Origin of the sequence: Cellulomonas soli (genome assembly GCF_013409305.1) — a bacterium.
GTDB classification, from domain to species: Bacteria; Actinomycetota; Actinomycetes; order Actinomycetales; family Cellulomonadaceae; genus Cellulomonas; species Cellulomonas soli.
Genome location: NZ_JACBZJ010000001.1, coordinates 3,156,923 through 3,180,892 on the forward strand (window position 1 = coordinate 3,156,923; position 23,970 = coordinate 3,180,892).

A 23,970-nucleotide genomic window follows, 5' to 3' on the forward strand; every position below is an offset into this window, starting at 1 on the left:
ATGAGCTGTGGGTTCGGTCATACGTTGGTCGAGGCGGTCCGCCACGACGAGGTGCGCGGGTCCACCGTCGTCGAGGGAGATGGCCATGCCGCACCCGCTGCGGACGTCCGAGACCGACGCCCTGACCGCCGTCTTCGGCCCGGGCGAGACCGCCACGCTGTGGGTCGTGCTGGGGATCGCGCTCGGTGCCCTCGTGTTCGCCGCCTGGCTCGTGCGCCAGGTGCTCGCCGCGCCGACCGGCTCACCCACGATGGTGGAGATCGCCCGCGCGATCCAGGCCGGGGCGAAGGCCTACCTGCGCCGCCAGCTGCGCACCGTCTCGGTCTTCATCGTCGTGCTCGCGTTCGTCCTCGCGTTCGCGCTGCCGGTGCCGCAGGACGCGGCGCACACCGAGGTCGCTCTCCGGCTGGGCCGCTCGGCGGCGTTCGTGCTCGGCGCCGGCTTCAGCGCGCTCACGGGGTACGCCGGGATGTGGCTCGCCGTGCGCGCCAACGTGCGGACCGCGCAGGCGGCCAGGAGCACCGGGCTGCGCGCCGCCATGCGCGTGGCGTTCCGTGCCGGCGGGGTCGCCGGGATGTTCACGGTCGGGCTCGGCCTGCTCGGTGCGACGGGCATCCTGCTGGTCTTCGGTCAGGACGCCACGACCGTGCTCGTCGGGTTCGGCTTCGGCGGCGCGTTGCTGGCGATGTTCATGCGGGTCGGCGGCGGCATCTTCACCAAGGCGGCCGACGTGGGTGCGGACCTGGTGGGCAAGGTCGAGCAGGGCATCCCCGAGGACGACCCGCGCAACGCGGCCACCATCGCGGACAACGTGGGCGACAACGTCGGCGACTGCGCGGGCATGGCGGCCGACCTGTTCGAGTCCTACGAGGTCACCCTGGTCGCCGCGCTCATCCTCGGGGCGGCCGCGCTCGCCGACTCACCGGCCGGCGCGATCGCCGGGGTGATGTTCCCCCTGGTCGTGCGCGCGATCGGGGTCATCACCTCGATCGTCGGGATCCTCGCCGTGCAGCCGCGCTCGGAGGACGAGCACGGCATGAGGTCGATCAACCGCGGGTTCTTCCTCTCGGCGGTCGTCTCGGCGCTCGCCGTCCTGCTGTTCGCCCAGCTGTACCTGCACGACCTGCGACCGGCGGTCGCCGTGTGCCTGGGCCTGGTGCTCGCCGGCGTGATCCAGGTGCTCACGCAGTACTTCACGGACACGCGGTACAAGCCCGTGCGTGAGGTCGCCGAGTCGACGCGCACCGGACCGGCCACGACGATCCTGTCGGGGTTCTCGCTCGGCATGGAGTCCACCGTGTACGCGCTGCTGACCGTCGGCGGGGTCATCGCCGCCGCCGCGGTGCTCGCGACCGACCCGACCGAGGCGTTGTACTTCATCTCGCTGACCGGCATGGGCATGCTCACCACCGTGGGCGTCGTCGTGTCCATGGACACCTACGGGCCGATATCCGACAACGCCCAGGGCATCGCGGAGATGTCGGGGGAGTTCGAGGGGCGCCCCGCGCGCGTGCTCGGGGACCTCGACGCGGTCGGGAACTCGACCAAGGCCATCACCAAGGGCATCGCGATCGCCACCGCCGTCATCGCCGCGACCTCGCTGTTCGGCTCCTTCGAGGAGGCGCTGCGTGCCGCGGGCATGACGTTCGAGGGCGTCCGGGTCGACCGGCCGCTCGTGCTCGTCGGGCTGCTCGTCGGCGGCTCCGTCGCGTTCCTGTTCTCCTCGCTGGCGATCCGTGCCGTCTCGCGTGCGGCCGCGCAGGTCGTGCTCGAGGTGCGCGAGCAGTTCCGCAGCCGACCAGGGCTGATGGGCGGGACCGAGAAGCCCGACTACGCGCGGGTCGTCGACCTGTGCACGCGCACGTCGCTGCGTGAGCTGCTGACCCCGGGTCTGCTGGCCGTGCTCTCGCCGGTCGTCGTGGGCTTCGCGCTGGGCGCCGAGGCGCTCGGGGCGTTCCTGGCCGGCACGATCCTCACGGGCCAGCTGCTCGCGGTCATGCTCTCCACGTCCGGCGGCGCGTGGGACAACGCGAAGAAGTACATCGAGGACGGGAACCTGGGCGGCAAGGGATCGGCGCAGCACACCGCGGCCGTGATCGGCGACACCGTCGGCGACCCGTTCAAGGACACCGCCGGTCCCTCGCTCAACCCGCTCATCAAGGTGATGAACCTCGTGGCGCTGCTGCTCGCACCGCTCGTGGTGACCTATGCGGACGCACCATGGGCACGGACGGTGGTCACCGTGGCCGGTGCCGCGGTGCTCGCCGGAGCCGTGTGGTGGTCCCGGTCCCGCCCGCCGGTCAACATGCTGGCCTCGGGCACCGTGTCGGCCGCCGAGCCGCAGGTGGACCAGGGCGAACCGGCCTCGACGGCGGTCCCGACGCCTCGCGGCGCGCGAGCCGCCGATGCGGGCTGACCGGGACCGGCGCCGCCTCAGCGCACGGTGACGGTCACCGTGGCGGCCGCGTCGTCCCCGGAGCCCTCGGCGCTCCCGCCGTCCGCCTCACCCGGGGCCCAGACCCGGATCGTCCAGTCGCCCGGGGTCAGGTCGACGGTGAACGTGAACGGGCCGACCTCGCCGTTGGCCCCGGCGTCGGCGTAGCCCTCGGCGACGTTCGGGGAGTCGCCGTCCGCGCCCGCGGCGACGACCTCCCAGCGCAACGTCGCCTCGAAGGCGGTGCCCTGGCCCTCGACGGTCACCGTCGGGCCGTCGACGACCGCACCCGAGGTCGGGCTGGTGATCACGGTCGTGCCGGCGGTCGGGGAGTCGTCGAGCGCCGGACCGGCGTCGGTGCCGGACGGCGAGGCCGCCGGTGTGGCCGCCGTGCTCGGCTCGACGGTCGCCGACGCGCCGGTCGTGCTCGCCGAGCCCGAGTCGCTCGAGGGTGCGGCGCCCGCGCAGGCGGCGAGCACCCCGGCGAGCAGCGCCCCGTAGACCAGCAGGCCCGTCGCTCGTGCAGTCCTCATCGTCCCCACCCTTCCGTGGCGTCGCGGCATCGGGTCCGCAACACGTGCACAGTCTCGCTCCCGGTACCCGCCTGCGGGCACGGCACACGCCGGGGGCCGGTCGGTAGGATGGCGGCGACATGGCCGAACCCACTCCTGCCGCGACCGGTGACGCATCCCGGAGCTCGCGCACCCCACCGACGCACACGCGCGTCGAGCACCGCATCACGGTCCCCGCCGGGGTGTCCATGGTCGAGCTGCTCGGCCTGCGCGACGAGGTGCTGCGCGCGATCGAGCAGGGCTTCACCGCCGTCGACATCCACGTCCGGGGCAACGAGGTCACGCTCGGCGGGCCCGCCGGGGACGTCGCCCTCGTCGCACGACTCGTCGAGGAGCTCGTCGAGATGACCGAGGGCGGCACGCCGTTGACGCCCGACGTGGTGCAGCGCACCGTCTCGATGCTGGCCGCGGGGTCGCAGACGCGGCCGGCCGACGTGCTCACGTTCAACATCCTCTCCGGCCGCGGCCGGACGATCCGGCCCAAGACGGCCGGGCAGAAGGACTACGTCGACGCGATCGACCGGCACACCGTGACCTTCGGGATCGGCCCGGCGGGTACCGGCAAGACCTACCTGGCGATGGCCAAGGCGGTGCAGGCGCTGCAGGCCCGTCAGGTCACCCGCATCGTGCTGACCCGTCCCGCGGTCGAGGCCGGCGAGCGGCTGGGGTTCCTGCCCGGCACCCTCAACGAGAAGATCGATCCCTACCTGCGCCCGCTGTACGACGCGCTGCACGACATGGTCGACCCCGAGTCGATCCCGCGGCTGCTCGAGGCGGGGACCATCGAGGTCGCCCCGCTGGCATACATGCGCGGGCGCACGCTCAACGACTCCTTCATCATCCTCGACGAGGCGCAGAACACGTCGGTGGAGCAGATGAAGATGTTCCTCACGCGGCTCGGATTCGGGTCCAAGGTCGTCGTCACGGGCGACGTCACGCAGGTCGACCTCCCCTCGGCCACCACCTCGGGTCTGCGCGTCGTGCAGCAGATCCTCGACGGCCTCGACGACGTCGCGTTCTGCCGCCTGGCCTCCTCGGACGTCGTCCGGCACCGGCTGGTCAGCGACATCATCGACGCGTACGCACGCTGGGACAGGACATGATCTTCCGATGAGCATCGAGGTCAACAACGAGTCCGGCTACGACGTGGACGAGGCGGAGTTCGCCGCGCTCGCCCGCTACGTGCTCGACGCCATGCACGTGCACCCGCAGACCGACCTGTCGATCATGCTGGTCGGCACGGACGTCATGACCGACCTGCACGTGAAGTGGATGGACGAGCCCGGACCGACGGACGTGCTCTCGTTCCCCATGGACGAGCTGCGTCCCGGCCGCGAGGGCGAGCCCACCCCGGCCGGGCTGCTGGGCGACGTCGTGCTCTGCCCGGAGGTCGCGGCCCAGCAGGCGCGCACCGCCGGCCACTCCACGGCCGAGGAGCTCCTCCTGCTGACCACGCACGGGATCCTGCACCTGCTCGGCTACGACCACGTCGAGCCGGAGGAGGAGAAGGAGATGTTCGCCCTGCAACGCACGCTCCTGCTGACGTTCCTGGCCGGTCGATGACCGACGTCCCCGTCGGTCTGCTCGTCACGCTCGCGGTCGCGGGCATCCTGCTGGCCGGCGCGCTGTCGGCGGGCGAGGTCGCCGTCGCGCGCGTCACACGGGCCGCGGCCACCGAGCTGACCGCGCAGGGGCACGCCGCCGCCGACCGGGTGCGCGTCCTGGTCGAGCGCCCCGCGCGGGTCGCCGCAGCCGCCTCGTACGTGCGGCTCGTCGCCGAGATGACCTCGACCGTGTGCATCACGCTCGTCGTCGCCTCGGGGTCCCTGCCGTGGTGGGCCGTGGCGCTGATCGCGGTGGCGGTGTGCGCGCTGGTCGCGTTCGTGCTCGTGCGGGTCAGCCCGCGCCGCATCGGCCGCAGGCACCCGGTGGCGACGCTGGCCGTGCTGTCCCGGCTGCTGCTCGCGGTCATGGTCGTCGCCGGTGGCGTCGGCCGTGCGGCCCGGGCCACGCCCGAGGAGCGCACCCAGGAAGAGGAGGACGAGCTGCGCGACATGGTGCAGCGCGTCAGCGAGTCCGACGTCATCGAGGACGACGAGCGCGAGCTGTTCCGCTCCGTGCTCGAGCTGGGCGACACCCTCACGCGCGAGGTGATGGTGCCGCGCACCGACATGGTGACGACCGGCGCCGACACCCCGCTGCACAAGGTGCTCAGCCTGCTGCTGCGCTCCGGGTTCTCCCGCGTGCCGGTCGTCGGCTCCTCCGTCGACGACCTGCGCGGCGTGCTCTACCTCAAGGACATCGCCCGCCGCCTGCAGGGCACCGACCGGTCGGACGCCCTCGAGGCGCCCGCCTCGTCCCTGGCCCGACCGGCCGTGTTCGTGCCCGAGTCCAAGCCCGTCGACGAGCTGCTGCGCGAGCTGCAGGGCGGCTCGTCGCACATCGCGATGGTCGTCGACGAGTACGGCGGGATCGCCGGCCTGGTCACGATCGAGGACGCGCTCGAGGAGATCGTCGGCGAGCTGACCGACGAGCACGACCCCAGCGCCCGCGCCGTCGAGGCGCTCGGCGAGGGGACCTACCGTGTCCCTGCGCGCCTGGGCCGCGACGAGCTCGGCGAGCTGTTCGACCTGGAGGTCGACGACGAGGACGTCGACACCGCGGCCGGGCTGCTGGCCAAGGCGCTCGGCAAGGTCCCGCTCCCCGGCTCCGCGGGCGACATCCACGGCCTGCACCTGGTCGCCGAACGTGCCGACGGCCGCCGCCGGCGGCTGTCCACCCTGCTCGTCAGCCGCACCGAGGCGCCGTCCGACGACGCGCCCGACACCACCGACACCCCGCACGGAGACCCCCGATGACCCACCGTTCCGGCTTCGCCTGCTTCGTCGGGCGGCCCAACGCCGGCAAGTCCACGCTGACCAACGCCCTCGTCGGCCAGAAGGTCGCGATCACCTCCGGGCGGCCGCAGACCACCCGGCACACCATCCGCGGGATCGTGCACCGTGCCGACGCCCAGCTCGTGCTCGTCGACACCCCCGGGCTGCACCGGCCGCGCACGCTGCTGGGTGAACGGCTCAACCACCTGGTCAAGGACACGCTCACCGAGGTCGACGTCGTGGGCTTCTGCCTGCCCGCCGACCAGAAGGTCGGGCCCGGCGACCGGTTCATCGCCGAGCAGCTCGTGCAGCTCTCGCGCGACGGCCGCGGCACGCCCGTCGTCGCCGTGGTCACCAAGGCGGACCTGGTGACCAAGGGACGGCTCGCCGAGCACCTTTTGGCCGTGCAGCAGCTGGGGGAGTGGACCGACATCGTCCCGGTCTCCGCCCAGTCCGGGTACCAGGTCGAGGTGCTCACCGACGTGCTGGTCTCGCACCTGCCCGAGGGGCCGGCCCTGTACCCCGAGGGCGAGCTCACCGACGAGCCCGAGCAGGTCATGGTCGCCGAGCTCGTGCGCGAGGCCGCCCTCGAGGGCGTGCGCGACGAGCTGCCGCACTCGCTCGCCGTCGTCGTCGAGGAGATCGTGCCGCGCGAGGACACCGGCGACGGCACACCGATGCTCGACGTGCGGGTCAACCTCTACGTGGAGCGCGACAGCCAGAAGGCCATCATCATCGGCCGCGGCGGGGCCCGGCTGCGTGACGTCGGCAGCCAGGCGCGGCGCGGGATCGAGGCGCTGCTCGGCGCCCGGGTGTACCTGGACCTGCACGTGAAGGTCGCCAAGGACTGGCAGCGCGACCCCAAGCAGCTGGGCCGGCTGGGATTCTGATGCTGAGGGACGAGCCGGGTTCGCGCGCGCGGGCGATCGTGTCCGCCGCACGCGGACGCCGGGCGTACCGGATGGCGGCCAGCTCGGCCGTCGGCGTGCTCGCCCTGGCGTTCCTCGGGTCGGTGATGGGACCGCAGTGGGACCCGCAGCCCGTGACCGACCCGATCGAGGTCGAGACGACCTCGACGACGATCGGCGAGGCCGTGCAGCCGGGCACCTACGAGGTGACCCAGTCGGTCGTCACGGTCCGGCTCGACGGCGTGAGCGTGCAGGCGCGGATCAGCGAGCCGGTCGGCGCCGAGGGGCCTCTGCCGGCGGTGGTGTTCGTGCACGGGGCGGGCACGGGCAAGTACGACGAGGCGTTCCTGGCCCAGGCCGCCTCCCTCGCCTCGCACGGGATCGTCGCGATGGTCCCCGACAAGCGGCTCGACACCTACACGACCCGGCACCGCGACTACGCGGCGATGGCGGCCGACTACGCCCGGTCCGTCGACCTCCTGCGGGAGTGGCCGAGCGTCGACCCTGACCGCGTCGGGGTGTACGCCGAGAGCGAGGGCGGCTGGATCGCACCGGTCATGGCCGCGCAGGACCCCGACCTGGCGTTCGTGGTCCTCGTGTCCTCCCCGGTCGTGCCACCGCGCCAGCAGGCCGCGTTCGCCGTCGACTCCTACCTGCGCAACACGCAGGTGCCGCACGGGGTGTTCCGGGCGATCCCGCGCGCCGTCGGGATGTCGCTGCCCGGCGGTGGCTTCGAGTACGCGGACTTCGACGTGACGCCGTACCAGCGCAGGATGACCGCGCCGGTGCTCGTCGTGTACGGCACCGGGGACGCGTCGATGCCCATCGTGCAGGGCGCCGAGAAGATCGTCGCCGACGCCGCGCTCGCCGGGAACGGGGACGTCACCGTGCGCTACTACGCCGGCGCCGACCACGGCATCCGGGTGGACGGCGCGGTCTCCGAGGCGTTCCTGCGTGACCTCGACGGGTGGGTGCTCGGCCTGCCGGGCACCGCCGACGCCTCCCCACGGGTCGCGGGGGACCAGCCCGTGCAGGAGTACCTGGCGGCGCCGGTGCCCGAACCGCGCTGGCTGCGCAGCGGTGACGTCGTGCTCGGCTCGGTGTTCACCGGCGCCGGACTGATCGCGCTCGGGCCCGTGCTGGTGCTCGGCTCGCGCGCGGCGGCCGCGGTCGCCGGTGCGGTGCGCCGCCGCCGCGGCGGCGGGACGGTGCCCGACCCCGCAGGCCGCCCGGCGCCGCCTCGCTACGGCTCGGGGGTGCCCTGGCGGATCGGCGCCCTCGGCCTCGGTGCGCTCGCCACGGTCGGGGTGCTCGTCTGGTACCTCGTCGCCATCGCCCGGCTCGCACTGGACTACGAGCGCAACGCGCTCGTCGTGCAAGGCGGATGGCTGCTCGTCCGGCTCCTGGGCATCGGAGCGGTCGTCGCCGGTGTGGCGCTCGCCACACGCATGCACGAGCTGCAGCTCGTCGGCCGACGTGGTGCGCCCGGCGCCGTGCGGACGATCGCCCTGTGGTCCGGCGTCGTCGGCGCAGCTGTGCTGCTCGTGGTCCTGGCGTACTGGGGCGCGTTCCAGCTCGGCATCTGACGGCGGCCGGGTACGGGCACCAGGTCCTCCTGCGGTGCCCGCGTGACGGGGTAGGTTCCTCCCGATCCGTCCGCAGGCAGGGACGGGTGTGGGCGTGTCGACCTCACGTGCGGCACGATGTGCGCCGATGCACTGAGAAGAGAGAGTCCGTCGCGCGGGACCGCGCGAGGGGAAAGGGGAGCCTGTGCGCACGTCATGGGGCTCGGCGACGGACCGCGGGCTGGTGCGGGACGTCAACGAGGACGCGCTCCTGGCGTACCCGCCGGTCTTCCTCGTCGCCGACGGCATGGGCGGGCACGAGGCCGGGGACCTCGCCAGCCGGATCGCCGTCGAGGAGTTCGCGCAGATGGCAGGCCAACGTTCGGCCACGGCCGACGACGTGCACTCCTGCTTCGCACGCACGGCCCGTCGCATCCGCGGGGAGTTCACCCGCGGAAGGCAGGGCGGCACGACCGTCGCCGGTGTCGCCGTGTCCGAGCACGACGGTGGGGCCTACTGGCTCGTCTTCAACGTCGGCGACTCCCGCGTGTACCTCGTCGGCGAGGAGGGCATGCACCAGGTCAGCGTCGACCACTCGGTCGTGCAGGAGCTCATCGAGCTGGGCGACCTGGACCCGGCCGAGGCCTCCTCCCACCCCGAGCGGCACGTGCTGACTCGCGCCCTGGGCACCGGCGACGCGCCCGAGCCCGACTACTGGCTGCTGCCCGTCGGCACGCACGACCGCCTGCTCATCTGCACCGACGGGCTCACGCGAGAGCTCGACGACGCCGCGATCGAGCACACGCTGCGGGCCAGCACGGACCCGCAGGAGACCGCCGACCACCTGGTGCGCCGCGCGCTCGACGCCGGTGCACGCGACAACGTCAGCGTCGTGGTCGTCGACGTGGCCACGACCGCAGGCGCGCTCGAGGACGTGCACATCACGGTGCCCCGCACGAGCGCAGCAGGTGAGCCCGGCTCCTACGCCTGGGACGAGATGCTCAACGGCGCGACCGTCCCGCGACCTGCACCCCCCACGCCACGGACGACCGAGGGAGCCCCGTCATGATCGTGCCCGAGTACGTCCCCGGCCGTTGGACGGCCGTCGTCACCGGTGGCAGCGTCGCCCTCGTCGGCCCGCACACGCGGCCCGCCACGGTGCGCGCGCTGTGGGACGAGGCGCCGGCCCGTTCCGGCCTGGTCGGGCTGCTCGGCGTGCTCGTCCGGGAGGGCTTCGACGGCCTGCCCCCGTTCGCGCTCGTGGCCCTCGAGGGCGATCGCGTGCACGCCGCGCTGCGCGGTGAGGTCGAGGTCGTCGTCGAGCGGGCCGACGGGCCGGTCGTGCTGCGTGCCGGGGACGTCTCGACGTGGACCGAGCAGGTCGTCGACGACGCGCTCGCGGTGCGCGTGCGTGCCGGTTCCGTGGTTCCCGACGCGGTCGCCCTGCCCGTGGCCGAGGGCGTCGTCCGGGCCGACTCGGTGAGCGTCGACCTCGCGCCCGCGCCCGTCGCCACGGGCGAGCGTGCCGCCCGCCGCGCGGCCGCGCGCATCGCCGACGTCCCCACGGCCCTGCCGTCGGAGCCCACCGTGCTCGAGCCTGCGCTCCCGGAGCCCGCCGCATCGGTGCCCGCCGTGCCTGAGCCTGCCCTGCCTGAGCCTGCCGTGCCTGAGCCTGCCCTGCCCGAGCTCGACCTCCTCCCGGTCCCGGCCGACGAGGCCGTCGTCCCGGAGCCGGCCGACGAGCCCGTCGAGCCGGCGGGGGACGCGCTCGGGCTCGAGCCCGAGAACCAGGAGCCGGTCCCCGCCCAGGCGGACGAGCCCACCGCGCTGCCGGCCCTGCTGGCCGACCCGACCGTCGATGCGTCGCACGACACCCCCGCCGATGCCGCCGATGCCGTCGACGCCGTCGACCCCTGGGTGGCCACGGCGTCCTGGGCGGGCCCCGACGACACCGCGGCCGTCGAGCCGGCGCCCCACGACCTGCCGCAGGCGCGTACCGCGTCGGGCGTCGTCGAGGCCGCCGAGGCGCTCCTGCTCGGCGAGGCGCCCGTCCCGGCCTCGTCCGCCGACGACCACGACGGCCTGACGATCATGTCGAGCGACCTCGCCGCGATCCGCGACCAGCTGCCGGCCTGGGCGGCCGAGACCGGGACCGGTACGTACCCCCAGGTCCCGGTCGTGACCGGTGCGCTGCCCCTGGCGGCCGTCGCGCCGTCCCGTCGGCTCGTGCTCTCGACAGGGCTGGTCGTCTCGCTCGACCGCGCCGTGCTGCTCGGCCGCGCGCCCCAGGTCTCGCGCGTCGCCAACCGTGAGCTGCCGCGACTTGTGACCGTGCCCAGCCCTCAGCAGGACATCTCGCGCACGCACGCCGAGGTGCGGGTCGAGGGAGACGACGTGCTCGTCACCGACCTCGGCTCGACGAACGGCGTCCAGGTGCAGGCCGAGGGTGCACAGGTGCGTCGCCTGCACCCCGGCGAGCCCACCCGCGTGGCCGAGGGTGAGACCGTCGACCTGGGCGACGGCGTGACGTTCACCGTGGAGCGCAGTTCGTGACAGCACGCCGTGAGGCCTCTGCGCCGCCGCACCTGCCGGGGTACACGTACGTCCATGTGCTCGGTCTGGGTGGTTTCGCGGACGTCTTCCTGTACCAGCAGGAGCTGCCGCGCCGGGAGGTCGCGGTCAAGGTGCTCCTGGCCGGAAGCCTCGACGACCAGGTGCGCACCCGGTTCCAGACCGAGGCCAACCTCATGGCACAGCTGTCCCACCACCCGTCGATCGTGACGATCCACCAGGCTGCGATCGCGGCCGACGGACGCCCCTACCTGGTGATGGAGTACTGCTCGCGCGCGGGTCTGGCCGAGCGCTACCGGCAGGAGCGCATCTCGGTCGCCGAGGCGCTGCGCATCGGGATCCGGCTGTCCTCGGCGGTCGAGACCGCCCACCGGGCGGGCATCCTGCACCGTGACATCAAGCCGGCCAACGTGCTCACCACCGACTTCGGCTGGCCGGCCCTCACCGACTTCGGCATCGCCGCCACCACCGGGCACGGCGCGGGCGCGACGGTCGGCATGTCGATCCCGTGGTCCCCGCCCGAGCTGCTCGGCGAACGGCCGACCGGCGACGAGCGCTCGGACGTGTACTCCCTCGGCGCGACGATCTACTCGCTGCTCGCCGGCCGTACACCGTTCGAGCTGCCTGGATCGCCGAACGGTGCGGCGGACCTCGTCGGCCGTATCGAGCGCATGCCGCTGCCGCCGACCGGTCGCGACGACGTGCCGGCCGATCTGCACGACGTGCTCGTGCGCACCATGGAGAAGCACCCCTCGCGCCGGTTCGCGTCCGCGGCCGGCGTGGCGCGTGCGCTGCAGCAGGTCGAGGCGGGTCTGCGCCTGCCGGCGACACCGCTGGACCTGCCGGACGAGAACGCCTCGGGCCCCGCCTCGACGGGGTTCGTCCCGCCGGACCGGTCGCCCGGTGCCGACGAGGCGACCCGCCTGCGCTCGATCGTCTCGGTGTCCCCGCTCGCCCCTGCGACCCGTGCCGCGACCGACGAGGCCACGCGGGTGCGGCCCGTCGTGCAGGTCGACCCCGAACCGTCCCGATCGGTGCCCGTGCCCGGGTCGGTCCATGTCGCCGAGGCACCGTCCGGCTCGGTGACGGCCGAACCTGCGCTCACCGTCCACGAACCGTCGGTGCGGGTACGTGACCGCGCTCCCCGCTCGCGCCGCCGCGCGTTCGGCGCCGTCGTCTCGGGCGTCGTCGTCGTGGGCGCAGCGGTGGCGCTCGTGCTCGCGAACCAGGACGAGGGCGCCGTCCCCGTCGTCCCCGACGACGACTTCACGCACGGTGTCGGCTCGACGGGTGCGACCGAGGCCGTGCCCGCCCCCGTCGCGCTCGCCGGGCAACGCATGGCCGACGGCTCCGTCGTGTTCACGTGGCAGAACCCCGACCCGCAGGACGGCGACGCCTACACCTGGGGCGTGCTGTCCCTCACCGCGGATCCGGAGCTCGAGCTGGTGGAGGTCGCCACGGCCACCGTGCCCGCGCAGGAGGCGTCGGGCGAGGTCTGCATCGAGGTCGCCCTCGTGCGCTCCGACCGCCGGTCGTCCGCCGAGCCCGCGCAGGGATGTGTTCCGTGAGCGGGCCGGCGAACGCCATCGTCCGAGCGCTCGGCTGGCGGGCACGGGCCACCCGGGCCGCAGCGGTGGTGACGGTGCCCGTCCTGGTGGCGGTGCTCGCGATGCTCGGCCAGGGCTTCCCGCTCGCGCGGGTGGACCTCAACGACGGAGGTGTGTGGCTGACCGCGACCGACCAGCTGCGGCTCGGCCGGTTCAACGTGCAGGTCGAGGAGCTCAACGGGGGCATCGTCACCACGGGCAGCACGTTCGACGTCCTGCAGGACGGCGGGGACGTGCTGCTGTCCGAGCCGACGACCCTCTCGGTCGTCGACCCGGCGACCGTCACGACGCTCGCGCAGGTCCCCGCGACGGGGACGACCCCCTCGTTGGGTGCAGGGACGGTCTCCGTCGTCGACGAGGAGGGCCAGGTCTGGGTGCGCGCGATCGACGCGCTCGAAGGCCTGCGGATCGACCAGGACACGCCCGACGTCACCCTCGGCGAGGGAGGTGCCGCGGTCGTGGCCCGGTCCGGCGCGGCGCTCGCGGTCTCGCCGGACGGCACCGTCACGCGGGTCGACCTCGTCGACGGTGTCCCGCAGGCATCGCCGGTCGGCTCCCTGGAGGCAGGCGACGTCGACGCGCTGACCACCGTCGGTGACGAGCCGGTCGTGCTGACCGGTTCGACGGTGCGTACGCTGCGCGGCACCGTCACGCTCCCCGAGGACGGCCTGGTGCTGCAGCAGCCCGGTCCGCAGTCCGACCGTGTGCTCGTGGCCAGCAGGACCGCGCTGTACGAGGTGCCGCTCGACGGGAGCGACCCCGTGGTGCACGCGACCGCGGGGTCGGGCCAGCCGGCCGCACCGGTGCAGGTCGGCACCTGCGCGCACGCCGCCTGGGCGAGCGGGCACGGCTCCTACCTGCGACTGTGCGAGGGGTCGGATCCGGTCGAGCTCGACCTGCAGGACATGCAGTCCACCGACGCGCTGACCTTCCGGGTGAACCGGTCGATGGTGCTGCTCAACGACACCCGGCAGGGCCGGTTGTGGATGCCCCAGCAGGACACCGACCTGCGGGTGCCGAACTGGCAGGACGTCGTGCCGCAGGACCAGCCCGAGCAGTCGCAGGAGGACGCCGAGGGGCAGGAGACGACGCAGGACGTCGCCGCCGAGTGCACCGACCAGTCCGCACCGCCGTCGGCCGCCGACGACGCGTTCGGCGTGCGCTCCGGCCGCGCCACGATCCTGTCCGTCATCGACAACGACACCTCCTCCGACTGCGGGATCCTCGCGATCTCGCAGGTCGACGAGCTCGACCCCGCATTCGGGACGGTCCAGGCCGTCGAGGGCGGCCGGGCGCTGCAGGTCGACGTCTCCGCGACCGCGAGCGGCTCCGCGACGTTCACCTACACGATCTCGGACGGGCGCGGCACGTCCGCGCCGTCCACGGCCACCGTCACGCTCACCGTGCACGAGGCGGGCACGGACGGCCCGCCGACGCAGGTGCGCACCGGTACGGTCCGCGTCGAGCAGGGCGGCGAGGTCGAGCGGGACGTGCTGGCCGACTTCGCCGACCCCGACGGCGACGACCTGCTGCTCGTCGGCGCCAGCGCCGACCCGCTCGCCGGCACGGTGCGGGTCCGGCAGGACGGCACCCTGACCTTCCGGGCCGGGGGCACCCAGCTGGGACGCACGCAGGTGAGCGTGCAGGTGAGCGACGGGACGACCACCGTCGAGGGCGTGCTCGAGGTCGACGTGCGGGCGCCCGGTTCGCTCGCCCCGCAGATCGACCCGGTGCACGCGGTGACGTTCGTGGACGAGGCGGTCACGGTGCGCCCGCTGGACGCCGTGCGGTCCACCGGCTCCGAGCCCGCACGGCTGGCCGCGGTCGACGACGTGGTCGGCGCGACCGTCGTCACCGACCTCGAGCAGGGGACCTTCACCTTCTCCGCCGCGCGCGCCGGGACGTACTACGTGACCTTCGTCGTGGCCGCCTCACCGCAGCAGGCGACGGGCGTCGCGCGCATCGACGTGCGCGAGTGGCCCGAGCAGTCCCAGCCGCCCGTGGCGGTGCGGGACACGGCCTACCTGCCGGCCGGCGGTCAGGTCACGATCGACCCGCTCGAGAACGACACCGACCCGGCAGGTGGCGTGCTCGTGCTGCAGCAGGTCGCCGAGCAGACCGACTCCGGGCTGCAGATCGCGGTGCTCGAGCACCGCCTCGTGCAGATCCGCTCGTCGCGCACCCTCGAGGCGCCGGTCGTGGTGCGGTACACGGTCTCCAACGGCACGTCGGCGTCGGTGGGGGAGATCGTCGTGCAGCCCGTGCCGCCGTCCGACACCTCGCAGCCGCCGGTCGTGCGCGACGTCGAGGTGAGCGTGCGCACCGGGGGCGTCGTGACGATCCCCGTGCTGGAGTCGGCGTACGACCCCGACGGCGACCAGCTCACGGTGAACCCGACGCTGCCCGAGCCGCTCGGCAGCGGCGAGGGTCTGCTGTTCGTGTCCGGCGACGTGCTGCGCTACCAGGCACCGGCCACGGCGATGACCGTGCACGCCACGTTCGCCGTCCGGGACGCGACCGGCAACGAGACCTCTGCGGTGCTCACGGTGCGGGTGCACGCCTCCGACGCGGCGACCAAGCAGCCGCCGCGTCCGCAGGACCTGACCGCTCGGGTGTTCGACGGCGACAGCGTGCGCATCACGGTGCCCCTGGTCGGCATCGACGACGACGGCGACGGCGTCACGCTGCTGGGGGTGGCCACCGCACCGACCAAGGGCCGTGTGACGGAGGTCGGCGCCGACTACCTGACGTACGAGGCGCTGCCCGGGGAGGTCGGCACCGACACGTTCACCTACGCCGTCGAGGACTGGGTGGGGCAGCGCGCGGTCGCCACGATCCGGGTCGGCATCGCCCCGCAGCCGACGGGGGCCTCGGCCGTCGTGGCGCGTGACGACGAGGTCACGGTGCGACCCGGTCAGCGCGTCGAGGTGCGGGTCCTCGCCAACGACGTCGACTCCGGCGGAGGCGAGCTCTCGCTCGACCCCACGCTCGAGATCCCCGCGGGGACGGATGCGGAGGTCCAGGGTCGTCGGGTGATCGTGCAGGCGCCCGGCACCGCGGCGGTCCTGCAGATCGTCTACACGGTGACGAACGACCGCGGAGGACGCGACACCGGTGTGCTTACCGTGACGGTCTCGCCCGATGCCGCGGTGCTCCCGCCCGTGGCCCGCGACGTGGTCGTCCCGGCGATCGACACGCTGGGACGGACCGAGGTCGAGGTCGACGTGCTGGCCGTCGCGCAGAACCCGAGCGGCCCGTTGAGCGACCTGGAGGTCTCCGTCCCCGCGTCGGTCGCCGACGTCGCCCGGGTCTCGGCCACCGGGACGGTGGTGGTCACCCTGGTCGACCACACGCAGACCGTCCCCTACCTGCTGACCAACACCACGGCGGCCGACGGCTCGGCTGCGTCGTACGCCTTCATCACGGTCCCCGCGCTCGGCTTCTTCCCCCCGACGCCTCGACCCAGCGCACCCGTGCTCCGGGTCGCGACCGGCGAGCAGCTCGTGATCCCGCTCGACGAGCAGGTCCAGGTGGCACCGGGGCGTACGGCGACCGTGTCCGACGCTGCAGGCGTGAGCGCGACGCGCGCAGACGGGTCCTCGCTCGTCCGCGACTCGACCACCCTGCAATTCACCTCGGCCCCCGGGTACGCCGGACCGGCCTCGATCACGCTGACGGTGACCGATGCGACCGGTGCGGGGGATGCCACCGCCCGCACGGCCACGATCACGTTGTCGATCACGGTGTACGCGTTGGACGACAACCCGCCGACCTTCGTCCCCTCGACCATCGACGTGTCCCCGGGCGAGGCTCCCATCACGGTCGACCTGCGCGCGTTCACCACGGGCCCGGAGGGCCAGGACGTGACGACCGACCGGTACTCCTACGCGGTGGTCTCGGACGTGCCCGCCGGTTTCACGGCCGTGCTCTCGGGCAGCGTCCTGCGCGTCAGCGCGAACGCCTCGACGCCCAAGGGTGCCTCCGGTCGGCTGGACCTGACGATCGGGTACGGCGCCGCCGGCTCGGTCGAGGCGGCGGTCGACCTGCGCGTCATCGCGAGCAGCCGTCCCACGGCGCGCGTGCTGGACACCACCGTCACCAACGGCGTGCAGGGTCGCGACTCCACGGTCGAGGTGCTCGCGGGCGCCTACAACCCGTTCCCCGACTCACCCCTGACCGTCGTGGGTGCCACGGTCGAGACACCGGGCGCCGGGACGGCCAGCTCGACGGGCAGCACCGTGACGGCGCGTCCGGGGGCCGACTTCGTCGGGCAGATGGTCGTCCGGTTCCGCGTGCGCGACGTCACGGGTGACCCCGACCGTGAGGTGGAGGCGCGACTGACGGTCGTCGTGCGCGGCAGGCCTGCCACGCCGACCGCGCCGCGCATCGGCGAGGTCCGCGACCGCACGGTCGTGCTGTCGTGGGACGCCCCGGACAACCGTGGCGAACCCATCACCGGCTACCGCGTCGTGGCCAGCCCGGGAAACATCGTGCGCCAGTGCGCCTCGACGACCTGCACGATCGACGGGCTGACGAACGACGTCGAGTACACCTTCACGGTCGCCGCGCAGAACGCGGTCGACTGGTCTGACCCGAGCCAGCCGTCCGCGCCTGCACGCCCCGACGCGGTCCCGGATGCCCCGGCCGCGCCGACCCTGAGCTTCGGCGACGGGTCGATCACCGCCACGTGGACCGCGCCTGCCTCGGCGGGGTCGGCGATCAAGGGCTACCGCGTGTCGATCTCGCCCCCGCTGCCCAGCGGTGCCGCCGAGATCGAGGTCGCCACGACGCACACCACGTTCACCGGCCTGACCAACGGTGTGCAGTACGCGATCGCGGTGCGTGCGGTGAACTCCGCCCCCGACCCGGGACCGTGGAGTGCCGCGAGCACGATGGTCCCGGCGGGGGTCCCGCAGGCACCGACCGTGACCGCCACCCGCCAGCAGGCCGACGGCTCGAACCAGATCGTGGTCACCTGGTCGGTCGGCTCGGACAACGGCGACGCGATCGCCGGGTACGAGGTCAGCGTCGACGGCGCGACCGTCGCAGCCCCCGACGGTGCGACGACGTCCTACACCCTGACGAACGTGCAGCGCGGCCGGACCTACGAGATCAGCGTCCGGGCGCGCAACAAGGCGGGCTGGTCCGCGTGGGGCTCGGCCACGGGCGAGATCTGGAGCGCGCCGACCGCGCCGCAGAACGTCTCGCTGGTGGCGGACGCGGGCACCGGGGACTGGGCCGACGGTTCGGTCGTCCTGTCGTGGGACGCGCCGGTCGACGCCGGCGGGGCCGGGATCTCGATCGCCGGGTACACGATCACCGGACCCGGGTACTCGCAGAGCGTGGGCGCGGGTACGCGGTCGGTGACGATCTCCGGCCTCGCGGCCGGGACGGCCGGGCCCTACACCGTGGTCGCTCGCAGCTCGCGCGACGTGACCGGGCCGGGCGGCGTCTCGGGGACGGCGCAGGTGGTGACCGCGCCGCAGGCGCCGACCCTGACCCTCGACGTCACCGTCGCAGGCGCGGTGACGATCACCTGGCCCGCCGTCCTGGACGGCGGCTCACCGGTCACCGGCTACGAGTGGTCGCTCGACGGTCCCGGCAACGGCCAGGACCAGTCCGGAACCCTCGCCCCCGGCGGGGGCACGCTCACCCTGACCCTCACGGCGACAGCCGGCAGGTACGACGTCTCGGTCCGGGCCGTCACCGGTGCCGGAGCGAGCACCTGGTCCCGCGCGACGGCGGTGGTGACGTGACCGACGTCCCCAGCCCGCACCGCCCCCCCGAACCGACACCCCAGCACCGAGGAGCCCCCACCATGACCCCCGAGCAGAGCGCCTGGTTCGCGGAGACGTTCGACACGCTCGTCGAGAACGTCGGTCGGGCGCTGCTCGGCAAGGACCGCACGATCCGGCTCGCGCTGACGGCGATGCTCGCCGAGGGGCACCTGCTGCTCGAGGACGCGCCGGGCACAGGCAAGACGTCCCTGGCCAAGGCCGTCGCGGCGACCGTGCAGGGCAGCCACCACCGCATCCAGTTCACGCCCGACCTGCTCCCGTCGGACGTGACGGGCGTGACGATCTACGACCAGAGCAGCCACCGCTTCGAGTTCCACCCGGGGCCTGTCTTCGCCTCGGTGGTGCTGGCGGACGAGATCAACCGTGCCTCGCCCAAGACCCAGGCCGCCCTGCTCGAGGTCATGGAGGAGGGCAACGTCACGGTCGACGGCGTGACGCACCCGGTCGGTCGGCCGTTCATGGTCATCGCGACGCAGAACCCGATCGAGCAGGCGGGCACGTACCGGCTGCCCGAGGCCCAGCTCGACCGGTTCCTCATCAAGACCTCGCTCGGCTACCCCGACCGGGCCTCGGCGGTCGAGATCATGGCCGGCGCCAAGGACCGCACGCTCAACCTGCCCGCGCGCATCACCACGCAGGCCGTGGGCACGATGGCGGACCTCGCGCAGACGGTGCACATCGACGCCTCGGTGCTCGACTACGTGGCCCGGCTCACCGAGGCCACGCGCGACGACTCGCAGACCTCGCTCGGGGCGAGCGTGCGCGGGGGGCTCGCCCTCGTGCGCTGCGCGAAGGTCTGGGCGGCCTCGACGGGTCGGGAGTACGTCGTGCCGGACGACGTGAAGGACCTCGCGCAGCCGGTGCTGGCCCACCGGCTCGTCCTCGACTCCGAGGCGGAGTTCGCCGGTGTCACGGCCGAGCAGGTGCTCGCCCGTGTCCTGGCCGACGTCGCACCGCCGGTCCTCCGGGTGGCCTGAGCGTGCACGTCTCCGCAACCGGCTGGGGGGTCGCCGTCGTGGCGGTCCTCGGCCTCGTGCTGGGCCGGTGGCTCGGCTGGGCCGAGGCGGCGAGCCTGGGCGCCGCGCTCGCCGCGGTCCTCGTGGTCGCGCTGCTGCTGACCGTCGGGCGCACCCGGTATGCGGTCAGGTTGGACCTCGCCGACCGCCGTGTGCGCATCGGTGAGCGCGCTGTCGGTGGGCTGACGGTGCGGAACACGGCGCGCGGCAGGTCCCTGCCTGCGCGCGTGGAGCTCCCCGTGGGGGCGGGCCGCGCGGAGTTCGCGGTGCCCTCGCTCGCCGCCGGCGCGGAGCACGACGAGCTGTTCGCGATCCCGACGGCGCGCAGGGCGGTCGTCGTGGTCGGTCCGGTCGAGTCGGTGCGTGGCGACGCGCTGGGGCTCGTGCGTCGCACGTTGCGCTGGACGCGCCCGGTCGAGCTGTTCGTGCACCCGCGCGTCGTCCCGCTGCACGGGGCGAGCGCGGGGGTGCTGCGCGACCTCGAGGGTCAGTCCACGCGCGACCTGTCGGACGCCGACCTGTCCTTCCACGCGCTGCGCGACTACGTGCAGGGTGATGACCGGCGGGCGATCCACTGGAGGACGACCGCGCGTCGCGGCACCCTGATGGTCAAGCAGTTCGAGGACACGCGGCGCACCCAGACGGCCGTGGTGCTGGCCACGGACGCTGCCGACTACGCCGACCTGGAGGAGTTCGAGACCGCCGTGTCGGTCGCTGCCTCGCTGGGCGTCCAGACGCTGCGCGAGCAGCGCGACCTGACCGTGCTCGCCGGTCCGGGCCGGCTTCGCGTGAACACCCCGCCGTTGCTGCTGGACGACTGCTCACGGATCATGCTCGGCAGCTCGGCGGGCTCTGCCGGTCTGGGACGAGGCAGGGACGTGCCGTCGGCCACCGGCACGGCGCTGCTCGGGCGGCGCGTCGCCCGGGAGGCTCCGGACGCGACCGTCGCCGTGCTGATCACCGGGTCGGTCGCGACCGACGCCGCGCTGCGGCTGGGGGCCCGGCACGTGCCGACCGGCACCCGGACGGTCGTCGTGTCCTGCGTGACCGGCGGCGAGCTGAGGGTGCGCACGCAGAGCACCCTGACGTTGGCCTCGCTCGCGACCGTGGACGACCTGCCGCGGGTGCTGCGCCGGGTGGTCGCATGAGGACGCGCTCACCGGGCCAGGTCGTGATCGACCTGGCGTGCCTGCTCGGCGCCCTGCTCCTGGCGCTGCTGCCGTTGCTCGAGGTGCACGGTGGCACGACCGCCGTGCCCGCCCTCGTCGGCGGTGTCCTGCTGGGCGCCGGGGTGTGCGTCGCCGGTGCGTGGCGCGGCTGGTCGGCGCCGGCGGTGGTGGCCTGGCTGCTCGGGGTGTACGTGCTCGCCGGCGGCGCGCTGGCCGCGCCCTCGACGACGGTCGGCGGGGTCGTGCCGACGTTCGCGACCGTGACGGCCCTGGCCCGGGGCGCCGCGTCGTCCTGGAAGCAGGTGCTGACGTTGCAGCCGCCGGTCGGTGACGGAGGCACGCTGCTCGTCGCGGCGTTCCTGCTCGCACTGGTGGGCAGTGCTGCCGCCGGCTCGCTCGCGTTGCGGGTCCGCCGGCCGGCCGTGGCTGCGTCCGCCGCGGGAGTGCCGCTGCTGGCAGGCGTGGCCGCTGCCCTGCTCGGCACGCGGGAGGCGCTCGTCCCCCCTGCCGTGGCCGGGATCGTGCCGGCTGTGCTGCTGCTCGGCTGGGCGTCCTGGCGCGTCGGCGGGCTGCGTCCTCGCCGCGTCGTGGCGCTCGGGACGGTGACCGCCGTGGCGGTCGCGGTCGGGGTGCTCGCCGGCCCAGTGGTGGTCGGCGACACCTCGCGCTACGTGCTGCGCGACGAGATCGTGCCGCCCTTCGACCCGCGCGACTACCCGAGCCCGCTGTCGGCGTTCCGCAAGTACGTCCGCCAGGACGAGGACACGGTCCTGTTCACCGTCGACGGCCTCCCGGACGGTGCTCGGGTCCGGCTGGCGACCATGGACGAGTACGACGGCGTCGTGTGGAACGTGGCCGGCGACGGGTCCGCGCAGGACTCGGGGGAGTTCCGCCGCGTGGGCCCGACGATCGAGACCTCGTCGAGCGGGACCCGTGCGCACGTCGAGGTCGAGGTCGCCGCTCTGTCCGGGGTGTGGCTGCCGACGGTCGGGCAGTCGACATCGGTCCTGCTGGACGACTCGACGGCGACAGCAGGGCTGCGGTACAACGACGCGACCGGTGCCGCGGTGCTCACGGGCGGGGTCGACGACGGCCTCACGTACTCCCTCGACGCCCTGGTGCCCGAGGTGCCCAGCGACGAGGCGATCGGTGACGCCGCGAAGGCCGACGTCTCCCAGCCCGCGCTCGTCGGCGTGCCGGACGTCGTGGCGACGACCGCCGCGGACGTCGCACGCGACGCCGGGAGCCCCGTGCAGATCGCCCGTGCGCTCGCGGACTGGCTCTCGCAGGAGGGCTACTACTCCGACGGCTCGGACCACGCGTCGTTGTCGGGCCACGGGGCCGACCGCATGCTCGCGCTGCTCGACGGCTCGGCGATGATCGGTGACGGTGAGCAGTACGCGTCGGCGATGGCTCTCATGGCCCGGTCCCTGGGACTTCCGGCACGGGTCGTGCTGGGCTTCGTCCCGCCGGAGGGCGCGAGCGACGGGCCGGTGGACGTGACCGGTGCGGACGTGCAGGCCTGGGTCGAGATCGGCTTCGCCGGGTACGGCTGGGTCCCGTTCGACCCCACGCCACCTCCCGAGCAGACGCCGCAGGACGATCTCGAGGAGCAGCCGACGGATCCCGACCCGCAGGTCGTGCAGCCGCCTCCGCCTGCGCCCGAGGCGGTGACGCCGCCCGACGAGGACACCGAGCAGCCGCAGGCGGACGAGCCGGACCCGGATCCTTCCGGGACGTCGGCGTGGCGGCAGGTGCTCCGGGTGGCCGGCGTGGTCGGTGTCCCGCTGCTCGTTCTCGCCTCTCCGTTCCTGCTGGTGCTGGCGCTCAAGGCCCGTCGTCGACGGCGTCGTCGGCGCACGCCGGACCCGGTCGCACGCGTGGCCGGCGGGTGGGACGAGGTGCTCGACGCCGCGCGTGACCTGCACCGGCCGCCCGGTGCCCGGGCGACGCGGCGTGAGTCGGCGCGTGCGCTCGCCTCGTCCTTCGCCGATGCGCCGCCGCAGCAGGCCGCCGTGGTGGCGGCCTCGGTCGGGTCGCTCGCGCGTGCTGCCGACGCTGCCGTGTTCGCGCCCGGCGAGCCGACGCCGACCCAGGTCGGCGCCTACTGGACGGACGTCGAGGTGGCGGTGCAGGCGATGCGCCGGGCCGTCCCGTGGCGTCGTCGGGTGCGCGCCCGGGTGTCCACCCAGTCGTTGCGTCGACGACGTCGGGGCGAACCGAGCCGACGTCCGGACCGATCCACACGAGGTGCCTCATGAGTGTCCGACGGCCCACGGACCACGCCGTGCCCGCCTCGTTTGGACGGCGCGTCGCCGCGGTCCTGGTCGACCTGGTGCTGCTGCTGCTGGCGTCCGGTCTCGGTGCCGGGGTGGTCGCGGCGCTGGGCGCTACCGGCGTGGTCGCCGTGAGCGTCGGGCGGGACGGCGGGCCTGGTGCACAGGTGTCGCCCGCGCTCGTGCTCTCGGCGTCGGTCGTGGTGGGGCTGCTCGTGCTGGTGCAGTGGCTGCTGCACGGGCTGCGCGGGTGGACGGTGGGTCGACGGCTGCTGGGCGTGCGCACGCTGGACGTCGAGACCCGGCTGCCCGTGGGGCCGTGGCGGGTTCTCGTGCGAGCGGTCGTGGTCGTGGCCGGTGGCTTGGTGCTCGGGGTCGGTTCGTTCGTCGTCCTGCTCTCGCCGCTGTTCGACCGGACGGGTCGGCTTCGCGGCTGGCACGATCTCGCCGCCCGCGCCGAGGTGCTCGACGTGCGCGGGGCGGGGGAGGACCTGGTGCCGGTCCGGGCCTGGGCCGTGCCGCCGTTGCCGCACGCGACGGGCGTCGCCGGCGCGCCGGTCGGGCCGGGCTCGTTCCCACCGGTGGCCGCCGGTGCGCCGGTCACCGGTCCGGTCGCTGTCGTGCCGGGCGGTGACACGCGACTCGTGCTGGCTCCGTTGGCGCCTGCGCGCCAGGGTCCGGACCTGGACACGCGGGCTATGCCGATCGTGCGCCCGGTGACCCTCGCGTTCGGTCTGCACCCCGAGCTCGAGGTCACCCGGCCCTCGCGCGAGAGGTTGCCCGTCCCTGTGCCGGAGGTCGTGGGCACGGCCTCGGGGGCGACGCGGGTCGCCGCGGAGCTCGAGCTGACCGACGGCCGTCGGGTCACGGTCACCCGTTCGGCGCTCGTCGGGCGCAACCCGGCGGCCGAGGGTGACGTGCAGCTGATCCGGGTGGTCGACCCGAGCCGGTCGGTGTCCAAGACGCACCTGCAGATCGGCGTCGAGCCCGGGGGCGTCTGGGTGGCCGACCGCGGTTCCACGAACGGCACGGTGGTGACGCTGCCCGACGGCGCGCAGATCGTCTGCGGCACGGACCAGCAGGTCAGGCTGCGGGTGGGTGCCACGGTGGCGTTCGGCGACCACGGGCTGCGCCTGCTCCGGGCGCCGGGAACGGCGGCCGCGTCGTAGAGTCGCCGT

15 protein-coding genes are annotated in these 23,970 nt (G+C 74.0%); 14 read left to right on the top strand and 1 reads right to left on the bottom strand.

Annotated features, from left to right (window positions below; genetic code table 11):
- Nucleotides 1–85 precede the first annotated feature (85 nt).
- The gene (locus tag BKA22_RS14475) at nt 86–2,416 is read left to right on the top strand and encodes a sodium-translocating pyrophosphatase (protein WP_218866675.1); all 2,331 of its coding nucleotides are present in this window, start codon (nt 86–88) and stop codon (nt 2,414–2,416) included.
- 17 nt (nt 2,417–2,433) lie between these two features.
- On the opposite strand, the gene BKA22_RS14480 is transcribed toward BKA22_RS14475, so the two are convergent.
- Complete coding sequence (locus tag BKA22_RS14480; protein WP_179561798.1) at nt 2,434–2,967, bottom strand: Gmad2 immunoglobulin-like domain-containing protein; 534 nt, start codon at nt 2,965–2,967, stop codon at nt 2,434–2,436.
- Between the two features lie 119 nt (nt 2,968–3,086).
- Between BKA22_RS14480 and BKA22_RS14485 the strand changes: the two genes are divergently transcribed.
- The 13 genes from BKA22_RS14485 to BKA22_RS14545 all read left to right on the top strand — a co-directional run bounded on the left by BKA22_RS14485 (nt 3,087) and on the right by BKA22_RS14545 (nt 23,961).
- Entirely contained in the window at nt 3,087–4,109 is a 1,023-nt protein-coding gene (locus BKA22_RS14485) for a PhoH family protein (RefSeq protein ID WP_146952954.1), read from the top strand.
- Nucleotides 4,110–4,116: 7 nt separating this feature from the next.
- Nucleotides 4,117–4,569, top strand: coding sequence for an rRNA maturation RNase YbeY (gene ybeY, locus BKA22_RS14490; protein ID WP_146952953.1), 453 nt, complete (start codon nt 4,117–4,119; stop codon nt 4,567–4,569).
- On the top strand, nt 4,566–5,864 hold the full coding sequence (locus tag BKA22_RS14495) for a hemolysin family protein (protein WP_146952952.1): 1,299 nt from the start codon (nt 4,566–4,568) through the stop codon (nt 5,862–5,864). Before ybeY ends, BKA22_RS14495 begins: the two co-directional genes overlap by 4 nt.
- The gene (gene era, locus BKA22_RS14500; RefSeq protein ID WP_146952951.1) at nt 5,861–6,772 is read left to right on the top strand and encodes a GTPase Era; all 912 of its coding nucleotides are present in this window, start codon (nt 5,861–5,863) and stop codon (nt 6,770–6,772) included. Before BKA22_RS14495 ends, era begins: the two co-directional genes overlap by 4 nt.
- Nucleotides 6,772–8,376 carry an alpha/beta hydrolase family protein gene (locus BKA22_RS14505; RefSeq protein WP_146952950.1) on the top strand — a complete coding sequence of 535 codons (1,605 nt, stop codon included), beginning with the start codon at nt 6,772–6,774 and terminating at the stop codon, nt 8,374–8,376. The genes era and BKA22_RS14505 overlap by 1 nt, the downstream gene beginning before the upstream one ends.
- A gap of 184 nt (nt 8,377–8,560) precedes the next feature.
- Nucleotides 8,561–9,424 (top strand): PP2C family protein-serine/threonine phosphatase, encoded by an 864-nt coding sequence (locus tag BKA22_RS14510; RefSeq protein ID WP_146952949.1) that lies wholly within the window; start codon nt 8,561–8,563, stop codon nt 9,422–9,424.
- On the top strand, nt 9,421–10,908 hold the full coding sequence (locus BKA22_RS14515) for an FHA domain-containing protein (protein ID WP_146952948.1): 1,488 nt from the start codon (nt 9,421–9,423) through the stop codon (nt 10,906–10,908). Before BKA22_RS14510 ends, BKA22_RS14515 begins: the two co-directional genes overlap by 4 nt.
- Nucleotides 10,905–12,494 carry a serine/threonine-protein kinase gene (locus tag BKA22_RS14520; RefSeq protein WP_146952947.1) on the top strand — a complete coding sequence of 530 codons (1,590 nt, stop codon included), beginning with the start codon at nt 10,905–10,907 and terminating at the stop codon, nt 12,492–12,494. The genes BKA22_RS14515 and BKA22_RS14520 overlap by 4 nt, the downstream gene beginning before the upstream one ends.
- Nucleotides 12,491–18,289, top strand: a complete 5,799-nt coding sequence (locus BKA22_RS14525) for an Ig-like domain-containing protein (RefSeq protein ID WP_223203572.1) — start codon at nt 12,491–12,493, stop codon at nt 18,287–18,289. The genes BKA22_RS14520 and BKA22_RS14525 overlap by 4 nt, the downstream gene beginning before the upstream one ends.
- A 62-nt stretch (nt 18,290–18,351) precedes the next feature.
- Nucleotides 18,352–19,308: an AAA family ATPase gene (locus BKA22_RS14530; RefSeq protein WP_146952945.1), complete on the top strand. Its 957-nt coding sequence runs from the start codon at nt 18,352–18,354 to the stop codon at nt 19,306–19,308.
- 2 nt (nt 19,309–19,310) lie between these two features.
- Nucleotides 19,311–20,495, top strand: coding sequence for a DUF58 domain-containing protein (locus BKA22_RS14535; RefSeq protein WP_146952944.1), 1,185 nt, complete (start codon nt 19,311–19,313; stop codon nt 20,493–20,495).
- Nucleotides 20,492–22,777, top strand: a complete 2,286-nt coding sequence (locus tag BKA22_RS14540) for a transglutaminase TgpA family protein (RefSeq protein ID WP_146952943.1) — start codon at nt 20,492–20,494, stop codon at nt 22,775–22,777. Before BKA22_RS14535 ends, BKA22_RS14540 begins: the two co-directional genes overlap by 4 nt.
- A complete protein-coding gene (locus BKA22_RS14545; protein ID WP_146952942.1) occupies nt 22,774–23,961 on the top strand; it encodes an FHA domain-containing protein in 1,188 nt (395 codons plus the stop codon). The genes BKA22_RS14540 and BKA22_RS14545 overlap by 4 nt, the downstream gene beginning before the upstream one ends.
- Nucleotides 23,962–23,970 lie beyond the last annotated feature (9 nt).

Coding starts and splice junctions, on each gene's coding strand:
- BKA22_RS14505 (WP_146952950.1), top strand. CDS start 6,772: ATGCTGAGGGACGAGCCGGGTTCGCGCGCGCGGGCGATCGTGTCCGCC.
- BKA22_RS14475 (WP_218866675.1), top strand. CDS start 86: ATGCCGCACCCGCTGCGGACGTCCGAGACCGACGCCCTGACCGCCGTC.
- BKA22_RS14545 (WP_146952942.1), top strand. CDS start 22,774: ATGAGTGTCCGACGGCCCACGGACCACGCCGTGCCCGCCTCGTTTGGA.
- BKA22_RS14480 (WP_179561798.1), bottom strand. CDS start 2,967: ATGAGGACTGCACGAGCGACGGGCCTGCTGGTCTACGGGGCGCTGCTC.
- ybeY (WP_146952953.1), top strand. CDS start 4,117: ATGAGCATCGAGGTCAACAACGAGTCCGGCTACGACGTGGACGAGGCG.
- BKA22_RS14515 (WP_146952948.1), top strand. CDS start 9,421: ATGATCGTGCCCGAGTACGTCCCCGGCCGTTGGACGGCCGTCGTCACC.
- BKA22_RS14530 (WP_146952945.1), top strand. CDS start 18,352: ATGACCCCCGAGCAGAGCGCCTGGTTCGCGGAGACGTTCGACACGCTC.
- BKA22_RS14540 (WP_146952943.1), top strand. CDS start 20,492: ATGAGGACGCGCTCACCGGGCCAGGTCGTGATCGACCTGGCGTGCCTG.
- BKA22_RS14495 (WP_146952952.1), top strand. CDS start 4,566: ATGACCGACGTCCCCGTCGGTCTGCTCGTCACGCTCGCGGTCGCGGGC.
- BKA22_RS14485 (WP_146952954.1), top strand. CDS start 3,087: ATGGCCGAACCCACTCCTGCCGCGACCGGTGACGCATCCCGGAGCTCG.
- era (WP_146952951.1), top strand. CDS start 5,861: ATGACCCACCGTTCCGGCTTCGCCTGCTTCGTCGGGCGGCCCAACGCC.